Genomic DNA, 21156 nt, shown 5'->3' with positions numbered 1-21156 from the left:
GCGGGGACGGGCTCAGGCCGTCTGTTCCGGTGCGTCCACGGCGAACTCGCACCACACGCACTTCCCGCCGCCCCGGGGCTCCACGCCCCATTCGTCCGCGAGCCCTTCCACCAGCATCAGGCCGCGCCCCGACACCGCCCAGTCCCCGGCCTCCCGCCGCCTCGGCAGGGCGCTGCTGGAGTCCTCGACCTCGACGCGGATCCGGCCCTGGGCCGTGAGCCGCATGCTGACGTCGCCGCCGCCGTCCGTGTGGACCAGGGCGTTGGTCATCAGCTCGTCCGCCGCCAGTTCGATCTCATCGGCCCGGTCCCGCGATCCCCAGGCGGCCACCGCCGCCCGGATCAGGTGCCGGGCCAGCGCCGGCGCCTCCGTGTCCCCCGGCTCCAGCCGCTGGCGCAGCGGACCGCCGCCGCGCGCGCCGGGCGCACCGCGGCGGCGCAGGATGAGCAGGGCCATGTCGTCGCCCCCGCCGGAGTCCCCGACCAGGTCGCACAGCACGTCGGCGAGTTCCTCCACGTCGACCGGGCCGCTGTGGACCGCGGCCATGAACTCCCGCATGCCGGTGTCGTGGTCCGCGCCGGGGCGTTCGATCAGGCCGTCCGTGCACAGTACGAGGGTGTCGCCGGGGTGGAGCTCGAGACTGGTGACGGGGTAGCCGGTGCCGGTACCGGGCTGTTCGCGGGCCGGCAGCCCGAGCGGCAGCCCGCCCGCCACCTGGATCCGGTGGCAGCTGCCGTCGCCGCGCCGTACGACCGGGTCGAGGTGGCCGGCCCGGACCATCCGGAGCATCCCGGTGGTGAGGTCCACCTCGGCGTACGTGCACGTGGCGAACCGTTCCGTCTCCAGTTCCCGCAGGAACGCCGAGGCCCGCGCCATCGCCGCCGCCGGGGTGTGCCCCTCGACGACGTACGCGCGCATCACGATCCGCAGCTGCCCCATGACGGCGGCCGCGTCCGTGTCGTGCCCCTCCACGTCACCGATCATCACCCCGACCCGGCCGTCGCCGAGGGGGATCACGTCGTACCAGTCGCCTCCGATGTCCTGCCCCATCCGGGCGGACCGGTAGCGTACGGCGATCCGCGCACCCGGCACCTCCGGGATCCGGCGGGGCAGCATGGCCCGCTGGAGCCCTTCGGCCAGGTCGTGCTCCTGCTCGAAGAGCATGGCGCGCTGGAGGCCCTGCGCGACGCCGCTGCCGAGCGCCATCAGCAGGTTCCTCTCCTCGGCGGTGAATTCCCCTTCCCGCGTGTAGAGCAGCCCGAGCGCCCCGATGGTCCGCCCCTGGGCGATCAGCGGCAGGTAGACCCCACTGCGGACGGACAGCGGCTCGATGTACGGCCACAGCTCCGGGTAGCGGCGCTGGAACTCCTCGCGCGAGACGAGGAAGACCGGCTGCATGGTGCGTACGGCCTCGCTCATGGGGAACCGCGCGTCGATCCGCGTGTACTCGATCTCCGGTACGTACGAGCCGAGCTGCCCCTCCGCGACCAGGTGGATGCGGCCGCCGTCGACGACGCCCAGCATCACGCTGACCGCGCCGAGGTGCCCGAGGGCCTGGGGGTCCTTCAGGACGTCGGTCACGTCGTTGACGGTGCGGGCGTGGGCGAGGATCGCGGTGGTCCGCTCGACGACGCCGGTCATCCGGGCCCGGCCCTCGGCCTGCTCCCCGGCCGCCCCGGGCTCGCCCGGGTCGTGGGCGGCGTCGCGCAGGATCCCGATGACGCGGTACGGGCGGCCGTCCGGGTGCCGCAGGATGTGGCCCTGGATGTGGGTCCAGGCCGGCGCCCCGTCCCGGCGGCGGGTGCGGACGTAGGCCCCGTAGTGACTCCGGCCGTCCTTGATCGCCTGCGCGACGCGGGTGTCGAGGCGGGCCTCCTCGGCGGGCGCCATCCTCGCCCGGAGCCCCTCGGGGGTGCCGTTGTACTCGTCCGGGCGCAGGTCGAGGACCTCGAGGGCGGTGGGATCCAGGTGCATCCGCCCGCTGTCGAGGTCCCAGTCGAACGTGCCCATGCGGTTGAGCGCAAGGCTCGTATCGGGCCGCGCGGGCCAGTCGACCTCGGGCTTCTTTCCCCTGCGGGCCATGCAGCCAGGGTCTCACTCTCCCCCGCCGGTGTCCCCGTGGGACGCGACCACCCCACGGGCGCTACGCCGCAGCGCGCCGGAAATCCTTTTGGTCCGGGACCCGTTGGCCGTCTAGCATCACCCGCCATGCCCACAAACGAACAGATCATCGAACAGGCCCTGGACCGGATCGGCGCAGGCTACGTCTTCCCCGAGAAGGCCGTCGTCATAGACGCCGCGATCCGCGGCCGTCTCGCGGCGGGCGCGTACGAGGGCCTGGACGGGCCGGCACTCTGCGAGGCCGTGACGGCGCACCTCCAGGAGGCGTGCCCGGACAAGCACCTGCGCCTGCTGTGGACCGAGGAGCCGCAGTCCCTGGAACCGGTGGACGCGGACGGCGGCAAGGCCGCTTTCATCAGTCTGCTGAGGGAGCACAACCAGGGCGTCCGCCGCGTCGAGCACCTCGAAGGGGGCATAGGGCTCATCGAGATCGGGCTCATCGCCACCGCCGTCGAGGGCGCGAGCGTGATCGGCGCGGCCATGCAGCTGGTCGCGGGCAGCTCCGCCCTCGTGCTGGACCTGCGCGGCTGCCGCGGCGGGGCGCCGGAAGGGGCCGCGATGTGGTGCAGCTACTTCTTCGGCGACGACCAGGTGCACCTGAACGACATCTACGACCGCACCACCGACACCACCCGCCAGTACTGGACCTCCGGGCACCTGCCCGCGCCGCGCTATACCGACCGCCCGGTCTACGTACTCACGAGCGAGACCACCTTCTCCGGTGGCGAGGACGTGGCGTACACCCTGCAGGCCCAGGGCCGGGCCGTCGTCGTCGGTGCGACGACCCGTGGCGGCGCCCATCCCACGGCCCGCCACGCGGTGGCCGAGCACGTGCTCGTGACCGTGCCGGCGGCCCGGTCCATCAACACGGTCACCGGTACCAACTGGGAGGGCGTGGGCGTCGTTCCCGACGTTCAGGTCCCGGCGGACCAGGCGCTCGACACCGCGCTCAAGGCCGCACTGCGGCAGGCGGAGGCAGTGCCGCAGCCGGCCGGCGGAACGGCGCGCTGACGCCGGCCCGCCTCACCCGGGCGGGTCCTGCGTGCTCGCGTCGTGGACCAACAGGGCGATCTGTACGCGGTTGTTGAGGTCGAGCCGGGTCAGGATCCGTGACACGTGCGTCTTCACCGTGGGCAGCGCCAGGTGGAGTTCCCGCGCGATCTCCGCGTTGGACAGGCCCCGCCCGACCGCCAGGGCCACCTCCCGCTCCCGTTCGGCCAGCAACGCCAGCCGGGCGCGGGCGGCGGCCACCCGGTCGTCCTGCCCCGAGCCGCCCGCCACCTGGTCGATCAGGCGGCGGGTGACGGCCGGGGAGAGCACCGGGTCCCCGGCGGCCACCGTCCGGATGGCCGTCACGATCTCCTGCGGGGGCGTGTCCTTGAGGAGGAAGCCGGCCGCGCCGGCGCGCAGCGCCCGCAGTACGTGCGCGTCGGTGTGGAAGGTGGTCAGGACGAGGACCTCCGGAGCCCCCGGCCGCGCCCGCAGCGTCTCGGTGGCGGCCAGCCCGTCGACACCGGGCATCCGGATGTCCATGAGCACCAGGTCGGGTCCGTGGGCGGCGACCAGCGCGGGCACCTCCGCCCCGTCGGCGGCCTCGGCGACCAGGTCGATGTCCGGGGCCCCGCCCAGCATCAGACGCAGCCCGGCCCGGACGATCGCGTCGTCGTCGACCAGCAGTACGCGGATCACCCGCGCCTCCTCCCTCGTCCCCGTCGGCCTTCCGGCCTTCCGGCCTTCGGTCAGCCCTGCCAGGGTAGCCAGGCGTGCACCCGGAACCCGCCCTCGGCGGGGGCGGCCGTCAGCTCCCCGCCCGCCAGCCGGGCGCGTTCCGCCAGACCGATCAGCCCCTGCCCGCCGCCCGCACCGGCTCCCGCGCCCGCGCCCGGAGCCTGATCCGGCCCGGGCGGCCGGGCGTTGCGCACCTCCACCGTCAGACCGTCCCCCGGGCCCCCGGCCACCCGTACGTCGACGGCCGCGCCCGGCGCGTGCTTGCGTACGTTGGTCAGCGCCTCCTGGACGATCCGGTACGCCGTACGCCCCACCAGGGGCGGCGGCTCGGCCCCCGCGAGCGGCCCGGCCAGTTCGATCCGGCCGCCCGCGGCCCGCGCCTCCGCCACCAGCCGGGCCAGGTCCGCCAGTTCCGGCTGCGGCCGCTCGCCCTCCGCCGGCCCCGAACCGGATCCCGCCCGCAGTACGCCGATCACCTCGCGCAGATCGTGCAGGGCCAGGTGGGCGCTCTCCCGGATCACCCCGGCGGCCCGTTCGATCTCGGCCCGCGGCGCACCCGAGTTGAACTCCAGGGCACCGGCGTGCACGCTCAGCAGCGACAGCCGGTGGCCGAGTACGTCGTGCATCTCGCGGGCGATCTCCTCGCGGGCCTCCCCGCGCGCCCGCTCCGCGCGTGACTCCGCGTCCGCCTCGGCCAGTTCGGCCCGCTCGCGCAGGGAGGCGATCAGCTGCTGCCGGGACCGCCGGAACAGCCCCCAGCCGATGGACCCGGCGATCAGGGCGAAGTACGTCACGGCCGCGCCCGCCCGTTCCTCGGGCATGTCCGCCAGCTGCCACAGGAAGACCGGCAGCGGGGCGAAGGCCAGCGCCGCCACCCACGCCGTGGTCTTCCACGGCCGGGTCGCGGCCACCGTGAACACCGCGACCATCGTCGGGCCGGTCAGGTAGTGCGCCTGGCTGCCGGCCAGCAGCAGGACCACGGCGAGCCGGACCGGCCAGCGCCGCCGCAGCAGGACCGCCGCGCACCCCAGCCCGCCGACCACCTGGTCGGCGGCCCGCCACCCCGGGCCGAGGTCCTGCGCCACCGGGATGGACTGCGAGCTGATCGCCGCGAAGCAGGCGGCGAAGAGGAAGAGCCCCAGGTCGACGGCCCAGTCCCGGCGGGTTCGGTGGATGCGGCGCATGTCTGCGGAATCTACGCGGGCGGGCCCGTGACGGGACCCTCCCGCCCCCGATCGGATACTTAAGTACGAGTGGCGAGCGCCCTAAGGCCGATCCGGCGGCCGGCGCCCGGCCCTAGCGTCGGAGCATGACCTCCTCCACCCCGAAATCCCCCCTGGCGGCCGTCACGGGGCTGCTCTCCTTCGTCCTCGTCGTCGGCGGCGCGAGCGGGCTCCTGCACGAGTGGCTCGGCTGGATCCACTTCATGGGCTTCGTCCGTTTCCTCGTCCCCGACGGCTACGAGATCTACGGCTACGTCGTGATGCTCGTCCTCGGCCTCGCGGTGGGCGCGGCGGGCGACGCACCGACCCGGCGCGGCCGCGCCTGATCCGGGACCCGGGTCCGTGGCAGGCCCACGTCGTGCGAGTGCACCGCTTCGCCCGTTCGGGTGAAGCGGTGCACTCGGGGTGCTGCCGGAGGCTGCTGTCGGGCTAGTCGGACCGGTTGCCCGGGACCTCCTGCTCGGGCTCTTCGGGCGTCGGCGCAACCGGCGTCTCGGGCTGCACCGGGGCCACTGACTCAGGCTGCTCCGTGATCGTGTCCGGCGTGGTCTCGGGCGTCGTTTCCGGCGTCGTCTCCGGTGTGGTCTCGGGCGTGATCTCGGGCGTGATCTCGGGCGTGATCTCGGCCGACGCCGTCGTGAACGTCTCGGTCGGCGTCGCGGGAGTGGGAGTCTCCGTCTCCGTCGGTGTCGCCGACGTCTCGGTCTCGGTCGGGGTCGCCGACGTCTCGGTCTCGGTCGGTGTCGCCGACGTCTCGGTCTCCGTGGGCGTCGGCGTGGTCTCCGTGTCCGTCGGCGTCGGCGTGGTGTGGGTGTCCGTCGGCGTCGGCGTGGTGTGCGTGTCCGTCGGCGTCGGGGACGTGTGGGTGCCCGTCGGCGTCGGGGACGTGTGCGTCCCTGTAGGGGTCCGGGAGGTGTGCGTTCCCGTGGGCGTCGGGGGGGTGCGCGTCCCCGTCGGCTTCGTCGGGATGATCGTCGGCGTGTGGATCGGCGGCGGGGGCACCGGCCGGTCGGGCTTGCCGTGGTGGCTGCCCTTGTCACGCTCGTACCAGTGCCGGCTGCGCGCGTCGTAGATCACGATCTTGTGGATCACGACGGGTGCCGGCGCGATGACCACCACCTTCTGCGGCTGGTACGAGGACCACGTCTGCCCGAAGCGCTTCGGGTCGGCCTTGAGCGCCACCGGCGGCCCGAGCGGGTTCCCGCAGGCGCAGCGCACCCGCGGCACCCCTCGGTCGTCCACCAGCACGGCCGTCCCGGCCTGAAGCACGGCCTGGTAGGCGTTGGGCTTGCCGTTCTGGTAGCCGTGGTTCGTGACCCGGGTGTCCATCCGCAGCTGCACCGAGGTGAGCGAGCGGAGGAACGCCGGGACGGACTGCGGCTGGATGCCCTGGGCCGAGGCGAAGGCGGCGTTCTTGGACGGGTCCGCGGACAGCGACCCGATCAGCTTCTCCACGTCACAGCTGGCGCTGTTCCTCGTACCCCCGTACACGCCCGGTGCGGAACCGCTGATGCTCCGGGTGCCCGTCGTGGTGCCCTCAGGGGAGCTCGGGCGGGCGCTGGGGCTACCGGGGGGCTTGGAGCCCGTGGGGCCCGTGGGGGACGCCGTCGGGCTCTCCGGCGGCGTGTCCTGGGCGGTCGCGACCGACTCGGTGAACGGGTCGGGACCCGAGGCGGCGGCCGGCTGGAGGAAGACCTCACCGCCGGCGTTGTCGGTACCACTGGGCCGGGTCAGGACGACGGCCAGGGCGACGACCGCCACCACCGCGACGAGCATCGTGGCCAGTCGGGGAACGGATCGCCACCACGGCCCCTTGTCAGGGCCGCCGGGCCCGCCGGGCGGGCCCGAGGCGGGCGGGGCGGACGGGGGCGGGGGCGGCGGCGGCCCTTGCTGCCCGCCCGAGAGCGGGCCGGAAGGCGGCCCGCTGGGGCGCTCTGACGAGGGCGGCCGGCCGGAGGGTTGCGTGGTCACGGGCTCTTCTTCCCAGGAGGAGGGAGTTCCCTGCGGAACATTGTGTGCGCCATCCGGGTGGTGCCCGCAAGCCGAGGGTGCCACCGTTGCAGGGTGAGCCGGATACCGAGAGCACCATCGTCCGGGGGCTCCGCGAGGGCGTGGAGAGACGCCCTCATCGCGGTCGTGGCCGGCTTCGCCGTGATGACCGCGGTCGCCGCCGCCGGGCTGGCGTGCGCGGGCGCGGGCGATCTGCCGGGCGGCGCGTTCCCCCGTGTGGTCGCCGCGGTCGTCGTGATGGCGGCCGGCGGTTCGCTGGAGGTGTCGGGCGAGGCCGGTTTCGTGGCGGGGGCGGACGTGAGCCTGTCCGTGATCCCGCTGTCGGTGAGCCTGGCCGGCGCCCTCACGGCCGGCTCCTGCTTCCTGCACCCCCTGCACAACCGGGCGGTGGCTCGGCCCCGCGAACTCATCGGCAGGGCCCTGCCGTTGGTGGTCCTGTGGCTCCTCGCACTGACCGGCGCCGCCCTGCTGGCCCGGCAGACCTTCGGCATCTCCACCGCCGACTCCCCGGCCGGGGTGATCGGTGAACTCCTCGACTCCGCTCCGACGGTGGGGTTCCGGGCCGACCTGTCGGCCACGCTCCTCTTCGGACTGCTCTGGATCGTGGGCCTGTTGCTGATCGCCCTGCTGGTCTCGCGCCGCGCACCGCTCCCGGCCGGGCTGGTCCGCTTCCACGCGGCGCTGCGCCCGGCCGCCTTCGCCACGATGCTGCTGCTCCTCGCCTACGTCGTCCTCGGCATCGGGGCCGGCCTGGTGGTGGCCGCCACCCAGGGCCATGCCGCCCGGACTTTCGCCGTCATGCTGCTCGGGCTGCCGAACCTCGCCTGGCTCGCCTTCACCCTGGGCTTCGGCGGCGCCTGGGAGGGCCGGGTCGACGGCCCGTTCGGGCTGCCGATGCCGCAGCTCCTGGACCAGGTGCTGCGCGGCTCCGAGCCGTCCACGGTGGACGTGGCCTCGCTCGCGGCGCACGACTCCCGGGCGTGGTGGCTGGTGATCGTGGCCGCCGTCCTGCTGCTCGGCGCCGGCGTGCTGGCGGCCGTACGGTCCCCCGCCCACGTGCGGCCCTGGCAGCACGCGCTCCACCTGGGCGTGGCCCTGGCCCTGGCGACCCTGACGGTCTGTCTGCTCGGGCGGGTCCAGGCGCAGTTCGGCCTCTCCCTGCTGGGCATCGGCGAGGTGGACGGGCTCGGCGGCACGGTCCTGCTGGATCCCGTCCTGTGGCGCACGGTCGGGCTCGCCCTGCTGTGGGGCGTGGTGGCGGGCTTCCTGGGCGCCCTCCTGGCCCGCCCCCTGCACCGCCGCGGCCGCGTCGAGGAAGCCGCCGAGGCCCCGGCCGCGCCCTGACTTCGGCTTCCGGGACCGGCTTCCGGGTGGACCGCGTTCAGTCGGCTTCGGGGTCGTGCGTGTCCACGATCCGGGTGGTGTCGTGCTCCGTGTCGGCATCGGGGCGGGCTCCGGCCGCCCCGTCGGCCGGTGGCGGCTCCTGAGGTACGCCCGACCCCGCGCTCACCTGCGTGGGTGTCGGCGGCACGGGCGGCGGCTGCGCCGGCGGTCCGGGCGAGGCCCCCGGTGCCGCCACGACCGCGAAGGTCGTCAGGCGGCTCTCGTCGCCGTACAGCCACTTCCCCGCCGTGGCGTCGTAGACCCACACCGACTCCCCGTCCAGGACCACCCCGGCCCTCAGCCCCCGTACGGTCCGCCGGAAGGAGTCGGCGTCCGTTCTGCCCGAGGCGAGCTCGTCCACGGCACGCCGGTAGCGCTCCAGGGCCTCGGCGGCGCGCGTGAGCTGTGGCCGCGCGTCCTCCGTACGGGCGAGCGGCCGGTCGGCCGTCGGCGGGGGTTGCGGCACCGACACCAGGAGCCGGCCGTCCACCCAGGCGGACCAGCCGTTGGCGCACAGCACCTCGCCCCAGTCGCCGCGCCGGGACAGCAGCTGCACCGGCAGGAAGCCGTCGAGCGGCACGGTGGGGCGGGACACGTCGGGCATCTCCCAGGCGGGAAGACCCTCCTGGGGGACGATGTGGGTGGGCCGGAAGTCCTCGGCCGGACCGGGGCTGGTCATGGGCGGCTACTTCCTCATGACCGCGGGCTCGTTGCGGCGCAGCATCCGGGCCACCACCACGGTGAACAGCACGGACAGGGCGAGCAGCATCCCGATTTCGAGGAGCCACAGGCTCTCTTTGTGATCGAACAGCGGGTCCTGGGTGATCTTGAGGGGCACGATCGCGCCGAGGTCGGTGGTGGTGGCCATGGCGCCCATGGCCCACCGGGCCGGCACGAACCAGGCCAGCTGTTCGAGGACGGGGACGCCGGAGATCTTCAGCAGGGCGCCGCAGAAGGCGGACTGGACGATGGTGAGGAGGACCAGCAGCGGCATGGTGGCCTCCTCCTTGGTCACCAGGGCGGAGATCATCAGGCCGAGCAGCATCGAGGTGAACGACAGCAGGGCGACGGCGAGGGTGATCTCGATCAGCGGCGGCATGAAGATCCCTTTGCCGCCGGGGGCGTTGGTGTCGACCCCGGCGAGGCCGACCACGGTGAGGACCACGGCCTGGGCGATGGTGAGCGCGCCGAGGACCACCACCTTGGACATCAGGTAGGCCGACCGGGACAGACCGACGGCGCGCTCGCGCTGGTAGATGACGCGTTCCTTGACGAGTTCGCGCACCGCGTTGGCGGAGCCGGTCAGGACTCCGCCCAGGACCAGGATGAACAGCGCGTTCAGGCCCGTCTCGGCCGTGAGGGCGCTGCCGGCCAGCGCGCGGGCCAGGCAGCCCATGACGAACGGCAGCCCGATCATGATGGCCAGGAAGGTGCGGTCGGCGCTGAGCACGGCGGCGTAGCGGCGGATCAGGGTGGAGAGCTGGGAGCCCCAGCTCTGTGCCTTGGGCGGCGGCTGCGGCACGGCGCCGGACGTCCGTGCCGCCTCCCCCGCGGGCGGGGGCGGGGACCTGCCGGCGGACACCTCGACGTAGCGGCTCTGCAGCGGTGAGGCCCGGTACTGCCCGGCCCAGTCGCGGTTCTGATCGTTCTCGAACGCCTCGTAGGCCTCGGGCCACTGCTCGAAGCCGAAGAATCCGAGGGCCTTCTCCGGAGGGCCGTAGTAGGCGGTGCGTCCGCCGGGCGCGAGGATCAGGAGGCGGTCACAGACTTCGAGGTTGAGCACGCTGTGGGTGACGACGATGACCGTGCGGCCGTCGTCCGCGAGGCCGCGCAGCATGTGCATCACCGAGCGGTCCATGCCGGGGTCGAGGCCGGAGGTGGGCTCGTCCAGGAAGAGCAGGGAGGGCTTGGTGAGCAGCTCCAGGGCGACGGACACGCGTTTGCGCTGGCCGCCGGAGAGGCTGTGGATGGGCTGGTCGGCACGCTGCTGGAGACCGAGTTCGCCGATCACCTCCTCCACGCGGGCGTGGCGTTCGGCCTTGGCGGTGTCCTGCGGGAAGCGCAGTTCGGCGGCGTAGCCGAGGGCGCGCCGCACGGTGAGCTGCGAGTGCAGGATGTCGTCCTGGGGGACGAGGCCGATGCGGCGGCGCAGTTCGGCGTAGTCGCGGTAGAGGTCGCGTCCGTCGTAAAGGACGGTGCCCTGGTCGGCGGGGCGCAGTCCGGTGAGCGCGCCGAGCAGGGTGGACTTGCCGGCGCCGCTGGGGCCGACGACAGCGAGGAGGCACTTGGCTCCGACGGGGAAGGAGACCCGGTCGAGGAGGATCTTGCGGCCCTTGTCGACGGCGACGGTGAGGTCCTGGACGTCGAGCGAGACCTCGCCCGTGTCCACGTACTCCTCGAGCTGGTCGCCGACGAGGCAGAAGGCCGAGTGGCCGATGCCCACGATGTCGCCCTGGCTGAGGGGGGCGGCCCGGCGGTCGAGGCGGGTGCCGTTGAGGTAGGTGCCGTTGTGGCTGCCGAGGTCCGCGATCTCGTAGCTGCCGTCGGCGAGGGCGCGGAGTTCGGCGTGCCGGCGGGAGACGGTGAGGTCGTCGATGAAGAGGTCGCTCTCGGGGGCGCGGCCGATGCTCACGGCGGTACGGGCGAGCAGCGGGCGTACGGTCGTCGGCCGCTGGAAGGTCCGTGACAGCGACGAGACCCCGGACGGCCGGGCGGGGCGCGCGGCGTACGCGGCGTCCGGCGCGGCGGAGGACGGAGGGGCGGGCGGCGGGGGCGGAGGGGGACCGACGAGGACGGCGCGCGGGCCGTCCTCCGCGTCGCCGAACCGTAGCTGACTGCCGACGCCGACGCTCCATTCGTGGACGCGCCGGCCGTCGGCCCAGGTGCCGTTGGTGCTGTGCTCGTCCTCCACCGTCCAGTGGTCGCCCTCCGGGCGCAGGACCGCGTGGTGCCAGGAGACCCTGACGTCCTCCAGGCAGATCTCGCAGAGCGGGTCCCTGCCGACGTGGTACGTCCGGCCCGGGCTCATCGCGACGGAGCCCGTGTCGGTCACCAGGACGAGCTCGGGTGCGGTCGGCACACCGGGGCGCTGGGCCATGAGCAGATTTTCCCATGAAGCCGCCCACCCGGCAGCGGCTCGACATCATCGCAGGTCAGAGGCCTCTTATGGGTAATGACAACGGTCCCCGTTGCAGCCTTTGCCCATCTCGCCGGCGTGCGCTTCACTTCACGCGACGGATCCGAACACACGGGTGCCGCGATGAGACGGGGGACGCCATGAGTGGGCACGACCACGCGCACGACGACCACGACCACGGGCCCGGACAGGGACACGGGAACGGGCACGCGGGACACAGCCACGGTGTGTCCGCCGACGCCGACCGCCGCTGGCTGGCGATCGCGCTCGCCCTGATCGGCGGGTTCATGGCCATCGAGGTCGTCGTCGGCGTCATGGCCAACTCCCTGGCCCTGATCTCCGACGCGGCGCACATGCTGACCGACGCCGTCTCGATCGTCCTCGCGCTGATCGCGATGCGGCTGGCGGCCCGCCCGGCCCGCGGCGGTTTCACGTACGGCCTCAAGCGCGCCGAGATACTCTCCGCCCAGGCCAACGGCCTGACGCTGATCCTGCTGGGGCTCTGGCTGGCGTACGAGGCGGTGCGGCGGCTGATGGACCCGCCGCCGGTGGAAGGCGGTCTGGTGGTGGTGACGGCGCTCGCCGGCATCGCCGTCAACGTGGCAGCGGCCTGGTGCATCTCCCGGGCCAACCGTTCCACGCTCGTCGTGGAAGGCGCCTACCAGCACATCCTGAACGACCTCTTCGCCTTCATCGGGACCGCCGTCGCCGGCGTGATCGTGCTGACCACCGGCTTCCGGCAGGCGGACGCGATCGCCACGCTGGTCGTGGTGGTGCTGATGCTCAAGGCGGGCTACGGGCTGATCCGCGAGTCCGGCCGGATACTCCTGGAGGCCGCCCCCGCCCATGTGGACCCGGACGCGGTCGGCGACCGCCTCGTGGGGCACCCGCCCGTCACCGAGGTGCACGACCTGCACATCTGGACGATCACCTCGGGCCAGGCGGCGCTCTCCGCGCACGTGCTGGTGGAGCCGGCGGGCGACTGCCACGCCGTGCGCCGGGACCTGGAGGGGCTGCTGGCCAAGGAGTACGGGATCACGCACACCACCCTCCAGGTGGACCACGCGCAGGACTCCCTCCTCACGGTCGGCCGCGCGGGCGAGGGCCCGTCCGGCGCCCACTGCGCGGACGCGCACGGGCCGGTCCACCGGCAGGGGCCGCACGCCCACTGACCACGTCCTCCTGACCGCGTCCTCCTGACCGCGGAGCACCGACCCGGAGCACTGATCGGCGGCCCTTCGGGGCATGGATGGACCCATGACGCACAAGCGCAGTGCCGGACTGCTCCTGTTCCGGCGGACCGGCGGACGGCCGGAAGAGGAGCGGCCCGGCGTCGAGGTCCTGCTCGGGCACATGGGCGGCCCGCTCTGGGCCGGACGGGAGGCCGGGGGCTGGGGCATCCCGAAGGGCGAGTACGGACCGGACGAGACGCCGCGGGACGCGGCCCGCCGGGAGTTCACCGAGGAGATCGGGCTGCCCCCGCCGGAAGGCGAGTACCTGCCGCTGGGCGAGGTACGGCTGTCCAGCGGAAAGCTGGTGACCATCTGGGCGGTGGAGGCGGACCTCGACCCGGAGCTGATGGTGCCCGGGACCTTCACCATGGAGTGGCCCCCGCACTCGGGGAACGTACAGGAGTTCCCGGAGCTGGACCGGGTGTCGTGGTATGCCCCGCCGCTGGCCGAAAAAATGCTGATTAAGTCTCAGGTTCCTTTCCTGGAGCGGCTGTTGAAGCTCCTTGGGGACCTCGAGGGCCCTGAGAGCTGACTCGTACTCGCGCTTGCCAACGCCCCCACCTGCGTGGACATTGCACATATGACGAACGTCGTGCTGGTGGGAACCCTGGACACCAAGGGTGTGGAGTACGGCTGGCTGCGCGAGAGGCTGCTGCGCGCCGGCGTCGAAGTGGTACTGGTCGATACAGGAATCATGGGCGAACCCCGGGTGCCCGCCGACGTGCCGCGTGACGCGGTCGCCCGGGCAGCGGGAACGGAACTGTCGGAACTGCGCGCGGCCGCCGACCGGGGCGCGGCCGTGACCACGATGGCCCGCGGCGCGGAGGCGACGCTCTTACGCCTGCACGCCGAGGGCCGGCTGCACGGGGTGCTCGCGATCGGCGGCAGCGGCGGCACCTCCATCGCCACCCGGGCGATGCGCGCCCTGCCGCTGGGCGTACCGAAACTGATGGTCTCGTCCATGGCGTCCGGGGACGTCAGCCCGTACGTGGGCTCCTCGGACATCACGATGATGTACAGCGTGGTGGACATCGCGGGGATCAACAGCGTCTCCGGGCCGGTCCTGGCGAACGCCGTCGAGGCGATCGCCGGGATGGCGAGGGCCTACGCCCGCGCCTCCCTGGAGCACCGCCCGCCCCGGCTGGGGGCGGGCGCCCGCCCGCTGATCGCGGCGAGCATGGCGGGCGTGACCACGGCCGGCGTGGACGCGGCGCGCGAGCGGCTGACGGACCTCGGCTACGAGGTGCTCGTCTTCCACGTCAGCGGCACCGGCGGCCGCACCCTGGAGACCCTGGCCGGCCAGGGGATCTTCGCGGGCGTCCTCGACCTCACCCTCAGCGAGCTCGCCGACGACCTGTGCGGGGGCATCCTCACCGCGGGCCCGGACCGGCTCAGCGCGGCCGGGCGGGCCGGAATCCCGCAGGTGGTGAGCCTGGGGGCGCTGGACATGGTGAAGTTCGGCCCGCTGGAGAGCCTGCCCCAGCGGGTCCTGGACCGGGGCGTCCACGTCCACAACCCGTCCATCACGGTGATCCGCACGAACCAGGCGGAATGCACGGAACTCGGCCGTCGGGTCGCCGCCAAACTCAGCGTCGCGACCGGCCCCACGGCGGTCTGCGTCCCGCTCCGCGGACTGTCCACGCTCGGATCGCCGGGCGGGCCGTACCATGACCCCGGCGCGGACCGGGCTCTGTTCACGGCGCTGCGCGAAGGCCTGCGGGGCAGCGCCGCCCGGCTCTACGACTACGACACGCACATCAACGACCCGGCCTTCGGACGGGCGGCCGCCGACCGGTTGCACGACATGATCGGTGCGATGGCGGCCGCGGCCTGAGAGCCGCGGCCCGAGACACCCCGCACGGCTCGGAACCGGCCGTGCCGGAAACCGTGTCCCAGGGGGTGGCCGGTCACCGGCCGGCCACGGGGACACGGTGCGGCACGGCGGACAGCCGGACAGGGGGGCGGGAACGGTGAAGGACACACGGACGGCATGGTCGGTCCCCGGTTACACGGAGGTCCGGGAGCTCGGCGCGGGCGGCAGCGGCCGCGTGGTGCTCGCCGTCCACGACGCCACGGGCACGGCGGTCGCGGTGAAGTACCTCAGCGACCGGCTGCGCGAGGACCCGGCGTTCGTCGGGGAGTTCCGGGCCGAGGCCCGCCTCCTGGGCGGGCTCGGGACCCCGTACGTGGTGAGGCTGTACGAGTACGTGGAGTCGCCCGCCGGCGCGGCCATCGTGATGGAGCTCGTCGACGGCATCTCCCTGCGCGCGCTGCTCAAGCGGTCCGGGCAGGCCGACGCCGAGGCCGCGCTGGTGGTCCTCAAGGGATCGCTGCTCGGGCTCGCGGCGGCGCACCGGGCCGGCGTCGTCCACCGGGACTACAAGCCGGAGAACGTGCTGGTCGCGGCCGACGGCTCCTCGAAACTGGTGGACTTCGGGATCGCGGCGAACCGCGGCACCACGCCCGGTGTGGCCGGAACCCCCGCCTACATGGCCCCCGAACAGTGGCAGGGCCGGCCGGCCTCGCCCGCGGCCGACGTGTACGCGGCGACGGCGACCTTCTTCGAGTGCCTCACCGGCCGCAAGCCGTACGACGGGGAGAACTTCGCGGAGCTCGCCGTCCAGCACATGGAGGCGCCGGTCCCGGAGACCGAGGCCCCGGAGACTGTACGACCGCTGATCCGGCGCGGCCTGGCCAAGCAGCCCGAGCAGCGCCCGGAGAACGCCGAGGCGTTCGTGGCGGAGCTGGAGGGCGTGGCCCTGGCCGCGTACGGGCCCGAGTGGGAGGAGCGCGGGCAGCGCAAGCTGGCGGCGCTGGCCGCGCTGCTGCCCCTGCTGTTCCCCTCGGCGGGCGCCCCGGCGGCGGGCACCACGGCGGTGGCCACCACCACCCTGAGCAGTGGCTCGGGCTGGGCACCCGGCCGCAGCGGCTGGCTCGCGGCGGGGGTGGCGCTGGTCCTGGGCGCGGTCGTGATGCTGACCACGGACGCGATCGGCGCGTCCCCCGGCGGGGCCTCCGCGGTGAGTGCCTTCGCCACGACGAGCGCGGCCCCGCCCGGATCGGCGTCCCCGACCCCGGCTGCCACGCTCTCTCCTTCCGCCTCGCCGAGTCCCAGCGCCTCGGCGTCCCCGAGCCCTTCGCCGTCCACCTCCGCGTCCGCGTCCGCATCGCCGTCCGCGTCGCCGTCCGCGTCGCCGTCGTACTCGCCGAGCCCCACCCCGAAGCCGACGGTGAGCTGGTCGCCCACGCCGACGCCGACCCTGGTGGTCACGAAGGTCGACGTGTCGCTGAAGACGGGCGTGTACCGGGGCGACGCGACGGTCTCCGTCGCCGCCCAGGGCACCGGGCCGGTCACCGTGGTGCTGGAGTGGTTCCTCGGCGGTGCGCAGGGCTCCTACTCCGTCGCCGACGGCACGGAGTCGTTCACGGTCCAGGCCGGCTCGCCGGTCACCGTGGTCAGGTCCCACACCTTCACCCGCGACCGCGGCTGCTACGGAGGCGTCCGGGTGACCACGAAGCCGGCCGCCGGGAACAAGTCGGCGTCGGCCTCCCAGTACCTGCTGCGCTGCCAGGACGTGCCCCGATGACCGATCCCCGCGCCCCCGAGGGCGAGGACTACAGCGCCACCGTCCTCGGGAGCCACTGGTTCTCCGGTCCCCAGGCGGCCCCGGAGGTGACCCCGGACCGGGTCGAGGGATCCGTGCTCCGGTTCGGGCCCGGGGTGACCGCGGCCATGCCCGCGCCGTTCCCCGTGGTGGTGGCCTCCGTCGCCGCGCCGCGGCGCCGCCGCCTCGTCGGCCTGCGGCGGTACGCCCTGGCCGCGGTGGTGCTGGCCGCCGTCCTCGCGTACCTCGGGTGGCAGCGGTTCGGGCCCGGCATCGAGGCCCGGGACGTGGCCGTGAGCACCGATCCCCAGGGCCCGCCCTGTGACGCGACGGCCGACGTGGTCGCCGTCGTCGGGACCAACGGGCGCCCGGGGACCCTCACCTACCGCTGGGTCCGCAGCGACGGCACGCAGTCGGAGGAACTGACCGAACGGGTGCCGCGCGGACAGCGCGAGGCCCGACTGCACCTGCTGTGGACCTTCCAGGGCACGGGGAACTACCCCGCGCGGGCCGAACTGCGCCTGCTGTCCCCGCAGCAGCGCACGGCCGCGGTGGACTTCACGTACCGCTGCTCGCCGTAGCGGGCGGCCGCGGGCGCTCTGCCGAAGCCCCTGGCCCGGATGCCCTCAGGCACCGCTGCGTGTCACGTTCCAGCCGGCGACACCCCAAACCGGAATGTGGCCGTCCCGCGCGGATGCCACGTCCGCGCGGGAGGCCCGCGGCCGCTTTGGGAAGTGGCCGCGGGCCGTTCCGCGTTCCCTCCCCCGCCGCAACCGGGGGACGGAAGTCATGGGGGCAGGGCGCCGGTCAGAACCGGGCGTGCGCCGTGATGTCCGCCTCGAACTCGCCCGTCATCGCCGGGGTCACCGTCGGCCGGCACTGCCGGACCGCCGCCAGGTAGTCCTCCGTCGTCGCGCCCAGCTGCGCGGCGGCCGCGCCCCGCGCGCCCACGGCCTCCAGGTCCCGCTCGAAGGACACCTGCGCCGCGATCCGGGCCGCGTGCTCGATGTCGGCCGGTGTGAACAGCTCGGTCGCCGCCACCAGGGCCGCCACGTCGACGTCCGCGCGCCCCGCCGTGTAGCGGGACCAGATCGCGGCGCGCGCCCCGGCGTCCGGGGTGCCGATCGGGATCAGGTAGTCGAAGCGCCCGGGCCGCAGGAAGGCCGGGTCGAGGGAGCGGATGGAGTTGGTTGCGCACACCAGCAGCCGTTCGTCGCCCTCCCGGAAGCCCGGTATCAGCTTGAGCAGCTCGTTCGTCACGCCGTGGATCCCGCCGGGCTGCGCCGGCTCGGTGCGCACCGGTGCGATCTCCTCGACCTCGTCGATGAAGACGAGCACGCGCTCCAGCTCGGCTATCCGGGCGAAGGCGTCGCGCAGCGCGGCGGCCAGGTTGCCCTCGTCGGCGAGGCGGGAGGGCAGCAGTTCCACGAAGGGCCAGCCGAGCCGGGAGGCGATGGCCCGGGCGAAGGTGGTCTTGCCGGTGCCGGGCGGGCCGAAGAGGGTGATCGCGCGCGGCGGCCGCACCCCGTGCGAGGCGGCCCGCTCGGGCTCGGCGAGCGGCAGCACCACGCGCCGCTCGATGAGGTCCTTCTCCTTCTCCATCCCGGCGACCTTGGCCCACAGGTCGTTGGGGAGGAAGCGGCCGCCGAGGTCGTCGAGGAGGCCGGCGGCCGGTCCGTGCAGGGGCTCCGTCTTCTCGAAGTAGGCGACGGCGGGCTGCCGCGTGTAGCCGGCGTTGAGCAATCCCTCGCCGAGCAGGTCCTCTTCGGGCAGGACATAGGCGATGCGGCCGACGCGCGCGGCGATGAGCCGTCGTTCCAGCTCGACGAGCAGGGCGCTGGCCAGGCCGCGGCCGCGCCAGCCGGCGGCGATCGCGATGCGCATCACCCAGGCCCGCTCCCCGGTGACGCAGGCCAGTGCCGCGCCGATCGGGACTCCCTGGTGGACGGCGACCACGCAGGGCTGGCGGTCGGTCAGCGCGCTGATGCACTCGGCGAGCGAGAAGACGGACTCCTGGCCGAGTTCGGCCGTGGTGTCGATCAGGTGGACCACCGCTGCGAGATCGCTCTCGCGGTAGTCGTGGATGAGCCAGTTCACCGGGTACCGCCCCTCGTTCGTGCTCCTGCGGCGAGGCTAGGGGCGGCAGCGCCGGGCGATCACGCTCCTTCGTGCACAACAGGCGGTCCGGAAACCGTCCGTGTCGTCCATAGACTGGTGTCTTCCGCCCGAACATCAGACCGAGGATCCCAGCGCCTTCATGCTTTGCCACATATCCGCGGCCCGACGCGGGCTCCTCCTCTGGCTCGTTCCGTTCCTGTGGACCGTGGCGTTCGGTCTGTGGGGGCTGTCGCGGCAGGACAGCGTATGGCGGGACGAGGCGGCGACCTGGCAGGTGGCGGGCCGGCCTGTCGGCGAGATAGGGCGCATGCTCGGGAACGTCGACGCCGTGCACGGGCTCTACTACCTGCTGATGCACGGGCTCTTCGAGGTCTTCGGCGCGAGTACGACGACCCTGCGGCTGCCGTCGGTGCTGGCGGTCGCCGCCGCCGCGGCCTGCGTGGCGCTGATCGGGAGCCGGCTGGCGGGCTTCTGGGCCGGGCTCGGCGGCGGGCTGGCCCTCGGGCTGCTGCCGGCCGTCCAGTTCTACCTGCAGGAGGGCCGGCCGTACGCGCTGGTCGCGGCCGGGGCCGGGCTGTCGACCCTGCTGCTGGTCTCGCTCGTGGAGGGCGGGCCCGGGCGGCGGGCCTGGCCGCGCTGGACGGCGTACGGGGTCACGGTGCTGGCGTGCGCCCTGCTCAACTGGCTGTCGCTGCTGGTCCTGCCGGCGCACGCGGCGACCCTGTGGTGGGTACGGGCCGGGCGCGGGATCCTGCTGCGCTGGGCCGCGTACGGTTCGGCCGCGGCGGCGGGGGCGCTGCCGCTGATCCTGTTCAGCCGGGACCAGTCGGACCAGGTGTCCTGGATTCCGCCGCTGACGTGGCACATGCTGATCGGCCCTGGGATCCTCCTCGCCGTCGGCGGGCTCGGCGCGTGGGCGGACCGGCCCGACCGCAAGGGCCTCTCGGCGGCGGCGGTGGGACTGCCGCTGCTGGCGGTGCCGCAGCTCGGGCTGATCGGTCTGTCGCTGGCCCAGCCGCTGTTCCTGGACCGGTACGTGCTGTTCTCGATGGTGGGTCTGGCGCTGCTGATCGGCGCCGCGCTGGGCGCGGCCGTACGGGCGTGCGCGCCCCGGTTCCCGCGGGCGGCGGGCCTCCTCGTGCCGGGTGTGGTCGGGGTCGCGGTGGTGGCGCTGCTGCCGGTGGAGCTGGGCAAGCGGGCTCCGGCCAGCCGGGTCGACGACGTCCTGGCGGTGGCGGGCGAGGTGGAACAGCTGAAGCGGGACGGGGACGCGGTGCTGTTCGTGCCGGCCGCACGGCGGGACACCGCACTGGTCTCCCCCGGCGCCTTCACCGGCCTGACCGACCTGGCGCTGGCCCGGACGCCGGTCGATTCGGCCACGCTCAAGGGCGAGGAGGCGGAACCGGAGCGGATCCGGGCGGCGCTGCTCGGGCAGCGGCGGGTGCTGCTGGTGACGGACTCGGCGAAGGTCGCGAAGCCCCCGTCGGCGGAGCGGGACAAGGCGAAGGCCGCGGTCCTGCGGGAGCACTTCGCGGTGGTGGAGGACCGGCAGGTGCGGGGACGCCGCGTGACGGTCTACGAGCGCCGGGGCTAGGCCGCGCCTGAGTACGCCCTTCGCGTAGCAGGCCGAAGCCTGTGCGGACGGGCCGGGTCCCTGTTGCGCGTTCTGATCAGACACGTTCAGGACGCCCATCGTGCTCCGGCGGGCCGCCGGCGGGCCGGGCCCGCGGGTCCGGGTTTCACACCGGGCCCACGGGATTCACAGCAGATTCATACGGAACACCGGGCTCCGGACATAGGTTCGGCGGGCAGGGTGGAAGCATGATCCACCGCATGCTCCCCCGGCCGGCCCGGCGCATCCGTGCGCGGCGGGCGTCACGGATCCTGCTCGCGCTGACCGCGATGGCGGCGCTGCTCGGCGTGGACGTGCCCGACGCCGCGGCCGGACCGCCGCTCGGGATCACCGCGCGGGCGGTGCCGGACGCCACGGCGGACCGGGTGGGCGCGCTCTTCGCGGACGGGCTCGACGGCGGGCACTTCTGCACCGCCGCCGTCGTGCGCAGCGACGACCGCGATGTGATCGCCACCGCCGCGCACTGCCTGGAGAGCCCGTACACCACCGTCTTCGCACCGGGCTACCGGGACGGCGAGGCCCCGTACGGCCTCTGGAAGCTCACCGGGGTGTACCTCGCCCCGGGCTGGACCGAGGGCCAGGACCCGGACGACGACATCGCCTTCGCGACGGTGGCCCCGGTGGACGGCGGGCAGAGCGGGGCCGTCGAGGACCTCGTGGGCGGCTTCCGGGTCGCCGCCGAGCAGCCGGACGACGCCGCGGTGACGGTCATCGGGTACCCGCGGACCCTGGAGGCCCCGCTGCGCTGCGCCAACACCACCGACCTGTTCTCCGAGACCCAGCGGCGGATCGGCTGCCCGGAGCTCAGCGGCGGCACCAGTGGCAGCCCCTGGCTGGTGGACGGCGCGCTGGCCGGGGTGCTCGGCGGCCACGAGGGCGGCGGGGCCGTGCCGGAGATCTCGTACAGCGCGGTGATGGGCGACCAGGCGGTGGAGCTGTACCGCGAGGCGGCCGACGCGGGTTAGGT

At 74.0% G+C, this 21156-nt stretch carries 16 protein-coding genes and 1 pseudogene; 10 read left to right on the top strand and 7 right to left on the bottom strand.

The window, feature by feature from the left end; all coding sequences use genetic code 11:
• Nucleotides 1-12 precede the first annotated feature (12 nt).
• Nucleotides 13-2082 (bottom strand): SpoIIE family protein phosphatase, encoded by a 2070-nt coding sequence (locus tag ACZ4VT_RS01465; RefSeq protein ID WP_467945564.1) that lies wholly within the window; start codon nucleotides 2080-2082, stop codon nucleotides 13-15.
• 126 nt (nucleotides 2083-2208) lie between these two features.
• On the opposite strand from ACZ4VT_RS01465, the gene ACZ4VT_RS01460 reads away from it, so the two are divergent.
• Nucleotides 2209-3132: a S41 family peptidase gene (locus tag ACZ4VT_RS01460; protein ID WP_467945562.1), complete on the top strand. Its 924-nt coding sequence runs from the start codon at nucleotides 2209-2211 to the stop codon at nucleotides 3130-3132.
• 12 nt (nucleotides 3133-3144) lie between these two features.
• Here ACZ4VT_RS01460 and ACZ4VT_RS01455 read toward each other — a convergent pair whose 3' ends face one another.
• Both ACZ4VT_RS01455 and ACZ4VT_RS01450 read right to left on the bottom strand, forming a co-directional pair.
• Nucleotides 3145-3753 carry a response regulator transcription factor gene (locus ACZ4VT_RS01455; RefSeq protein ID WP_467945913.1) on the bottom strand — a complete coding sequence of 203 codons (609 nt, stop codon included), beginning with the start codon at nucleotides 3751-3753 and terminating at the stop codon, nucleotides 3145-3147.
• A gap of 107 nt (nucleotides 3754-3860) precedes the next feature.
• Nucleotides 3861-5033, bottom strand: coding sequence for a sensor histidine kinase (locus ACZ4VT_RS01450; RefSeq protein WP_467945560.1), 1173 nt, complete (start codon nucleotides 5031-5033; stop codon nucleotides 3861-3863).
• Nucleotides 5034-5158: 125 nt separating this feature from the next.
• Between ACZ4VT_RS01450 and ACZ4VT_RS01445 the strand changes: the two genes are divergently transcribed.
• The gene (locus ACZ4VT_RS01445) at nucleotides 5159-5398 is read left to right on the top strand and encodes a hypothetical protein (RefSeq protein WP_351584471.1); all 240 of its coding nucleotides are present in this window, start codon (nucleotides 5159-5161) and stop codon (nucleotides 5396-5398) included.
• 388 nt (nucleotides 5399-5786) lie between these two features.
• Here ACZ4VT_RS01445 and ACZ4VT_RS01440 read toward each other — a convergent pair.
• Nucleotides 5787-7043, bottom strand: a pseudogene (locus tag ACZ4VT_RS01440) (DUF6777 domain-containing protein); the annotation flags it as partial.
• A gap of 165 nt (nucleotides 7044-7208) precedes the next feature.
• Here ACZ4VT_RS01440 and ACZ4VT_RS01435 point away from each other — a divergent pair.
• Nucleotides 7209-8426, top strand: a complete 1218-nt coding sequence (locus tag ACZ4VT_RS01435; protein WP_467945558.1) for a streptophobe family protein — start codon at nucleotides 7209-7211, stop codon at nucleotides 8424-8426.
• 37 nt (nucleotides 8427-8463) lie between these two features.
• On the opposite strand, the gene ACZ4VT_RS01430 is transcribed toward ACZ4VT_RS01435, so the two are convergent.
• Both ACZ4VT_RS01430 and ACZ4VT_RS01425 read right to left on the bottom strand, forming a co-directional pair.
• A complete protein-coding gene (locus ACZ4VT_RS01430; protein ID WP_467945556.1) occupies nucleotides 8464-9144 on the bottom strand; it encodes an SH3 domain-containing protein in 681 nt (226 codons plus the stop codon).
• Between the two features lie 6 nt (nucleotides 9145-9150).
• A complete protein-coding gene (locus tag ACZ4VT_RS01425) occupies nucleotides 9151-11562 on the bottom strand; it encodes an ABC transporter ATP-binding protein/permease (RefSeq protein WP_467945554.1) in 2412 nt (803 codons plus the stop codon).
• A 179-nt stretch (nucleotides 11563-11741) separates the two neighbouring features.
• Here ACZ4VT_RS01425 and ACZ4VT_RS01420 point away from each other — a divergent pair, with 179 nt between their 5' ends.
• The 5 genes from ACZ4VT_RS01420 to ACZ4VT_RS01400 all read left to right on the top strand — a co-directional run bounded on the left by ACZ4VT_RS01420 (nucleotide 11742) and on the right by ACZ4VT_RS01400 (nucleotide 17019).
• On the top strand, nucleotides 11742-12773 hold the full coding sequence (locus tag ACZ4VT_RS01420; RefSeq protein WP_467945552.1) for a cation diffusion facilitator family transporter: 1032 nt from the start codon (nucleotides 11742-11744) through the stop codon (nucleotides 12771-12773).
• A gap of 85 nt (nucleotides 12774-12858) precedes the next feature.
• Nucleotides 12859-13365: an NUDIX hydrolase gene (locus ACZ4VT_RS01415; RefSeq protein ID WP_467945551.1), complete on the top strand. Its 507-nt coding sequence runs from the start codon at nucleotides 12859-12861 to the stop codon at nucleotides 13363-13365.
• A gap of 48 nt (nucleotides 13366-13413) precedes the next feature.
• Nucleotides 13414-14667: a Tm-1-like ATP-binding domain-containing protein gene (locus ACZ4VT_RS01410; RefSeq protein ID WP_467945549.1), complete on the top strand. Its 1254-nt coding sequence runs from the start codon at nucleotides 13414-13416 to the stop codon at nucleotides 14665-14667.
• Between the two features lie 136 nt (nucleotides 14668-14803).
• Entirely contained in the window at nucleotides 14804-16420 is a 1617-nt protein-coding gene (locus ACZ4VT_RS01405; protein ID WP_467945547.1) for a serine/threonine-protein kinase, read from the top strand.
• Entirely contained in the window at nucleotides 16417-17019 is a 603-nt protein-coding gene (locus ACZ4VT_RS01400) for a hypothetical protein (RefSeq protein WP_467945545.1), read from the top strand. The genes ACZ4VT_RS01405 and ACZ4VT_RS01400 overlap by 4 nt, the downstream gene beginning before the upstream one ends.
• A 226-nt stretch (nucleotides 17020-17245) precedes the next feature.
• Here ACZ4VT_RS01400 and ACZ4VT_RS01395 read toward each other — a convergent pair whose 3' ends face one another.
• A complete protein-coding gene (locus tag ACZ4VT_RS01395) occupies nucleotides 17246-18535 on the bottom strand; it encodes an ATP-binding protein (RefSeq protein ID WP_351286772.1) in 1290 nt (429 codons plus the stop codon).
• A gap of 160 nt (nucleotides 18536-18695) precedes the next feature.
• Here ACZ4VT_RS01395 and ACZ4VT_RS01390 point away from each other — a divergent pair, with 160 nt between their 5' ends.
• Entirely contained in the window at nucleotides 18696-20150 is a 1455-nt protein-coding gene (locus ACZ4VT_RS01390; RefSeq protein ID WP_467945543.1) for a glycosyltransferase family 39 protein, read from the top strand.
• Between the two features lie 227 nt (nucleotides 20151-20377).
• The gene (locus ACZ4VT_RS01385; RefSeq protein ID WP_467945541.1) at nucleotides 20378-21154 is read left to right on the top strand and encodes a trypsin-like serine peptidase; all 777 of its coding nucleotides are present in this window, start codon (nucleotides 20378-20380) and stop codon (nucleotides 21152-21154) included.
• The last annotated feature ends 2 nt before the right edge of the window (nucleotides 21155-21156 follow it).

It is taken from the genome of Streptomyces sp. NPDC029164, from assembly GCF_055563995.1.
The sequence above is the reverse complement of the archived record's forward strand: the minus strand, read 5'-3'. Positions and strand labels throughout refer to the sequence as shown.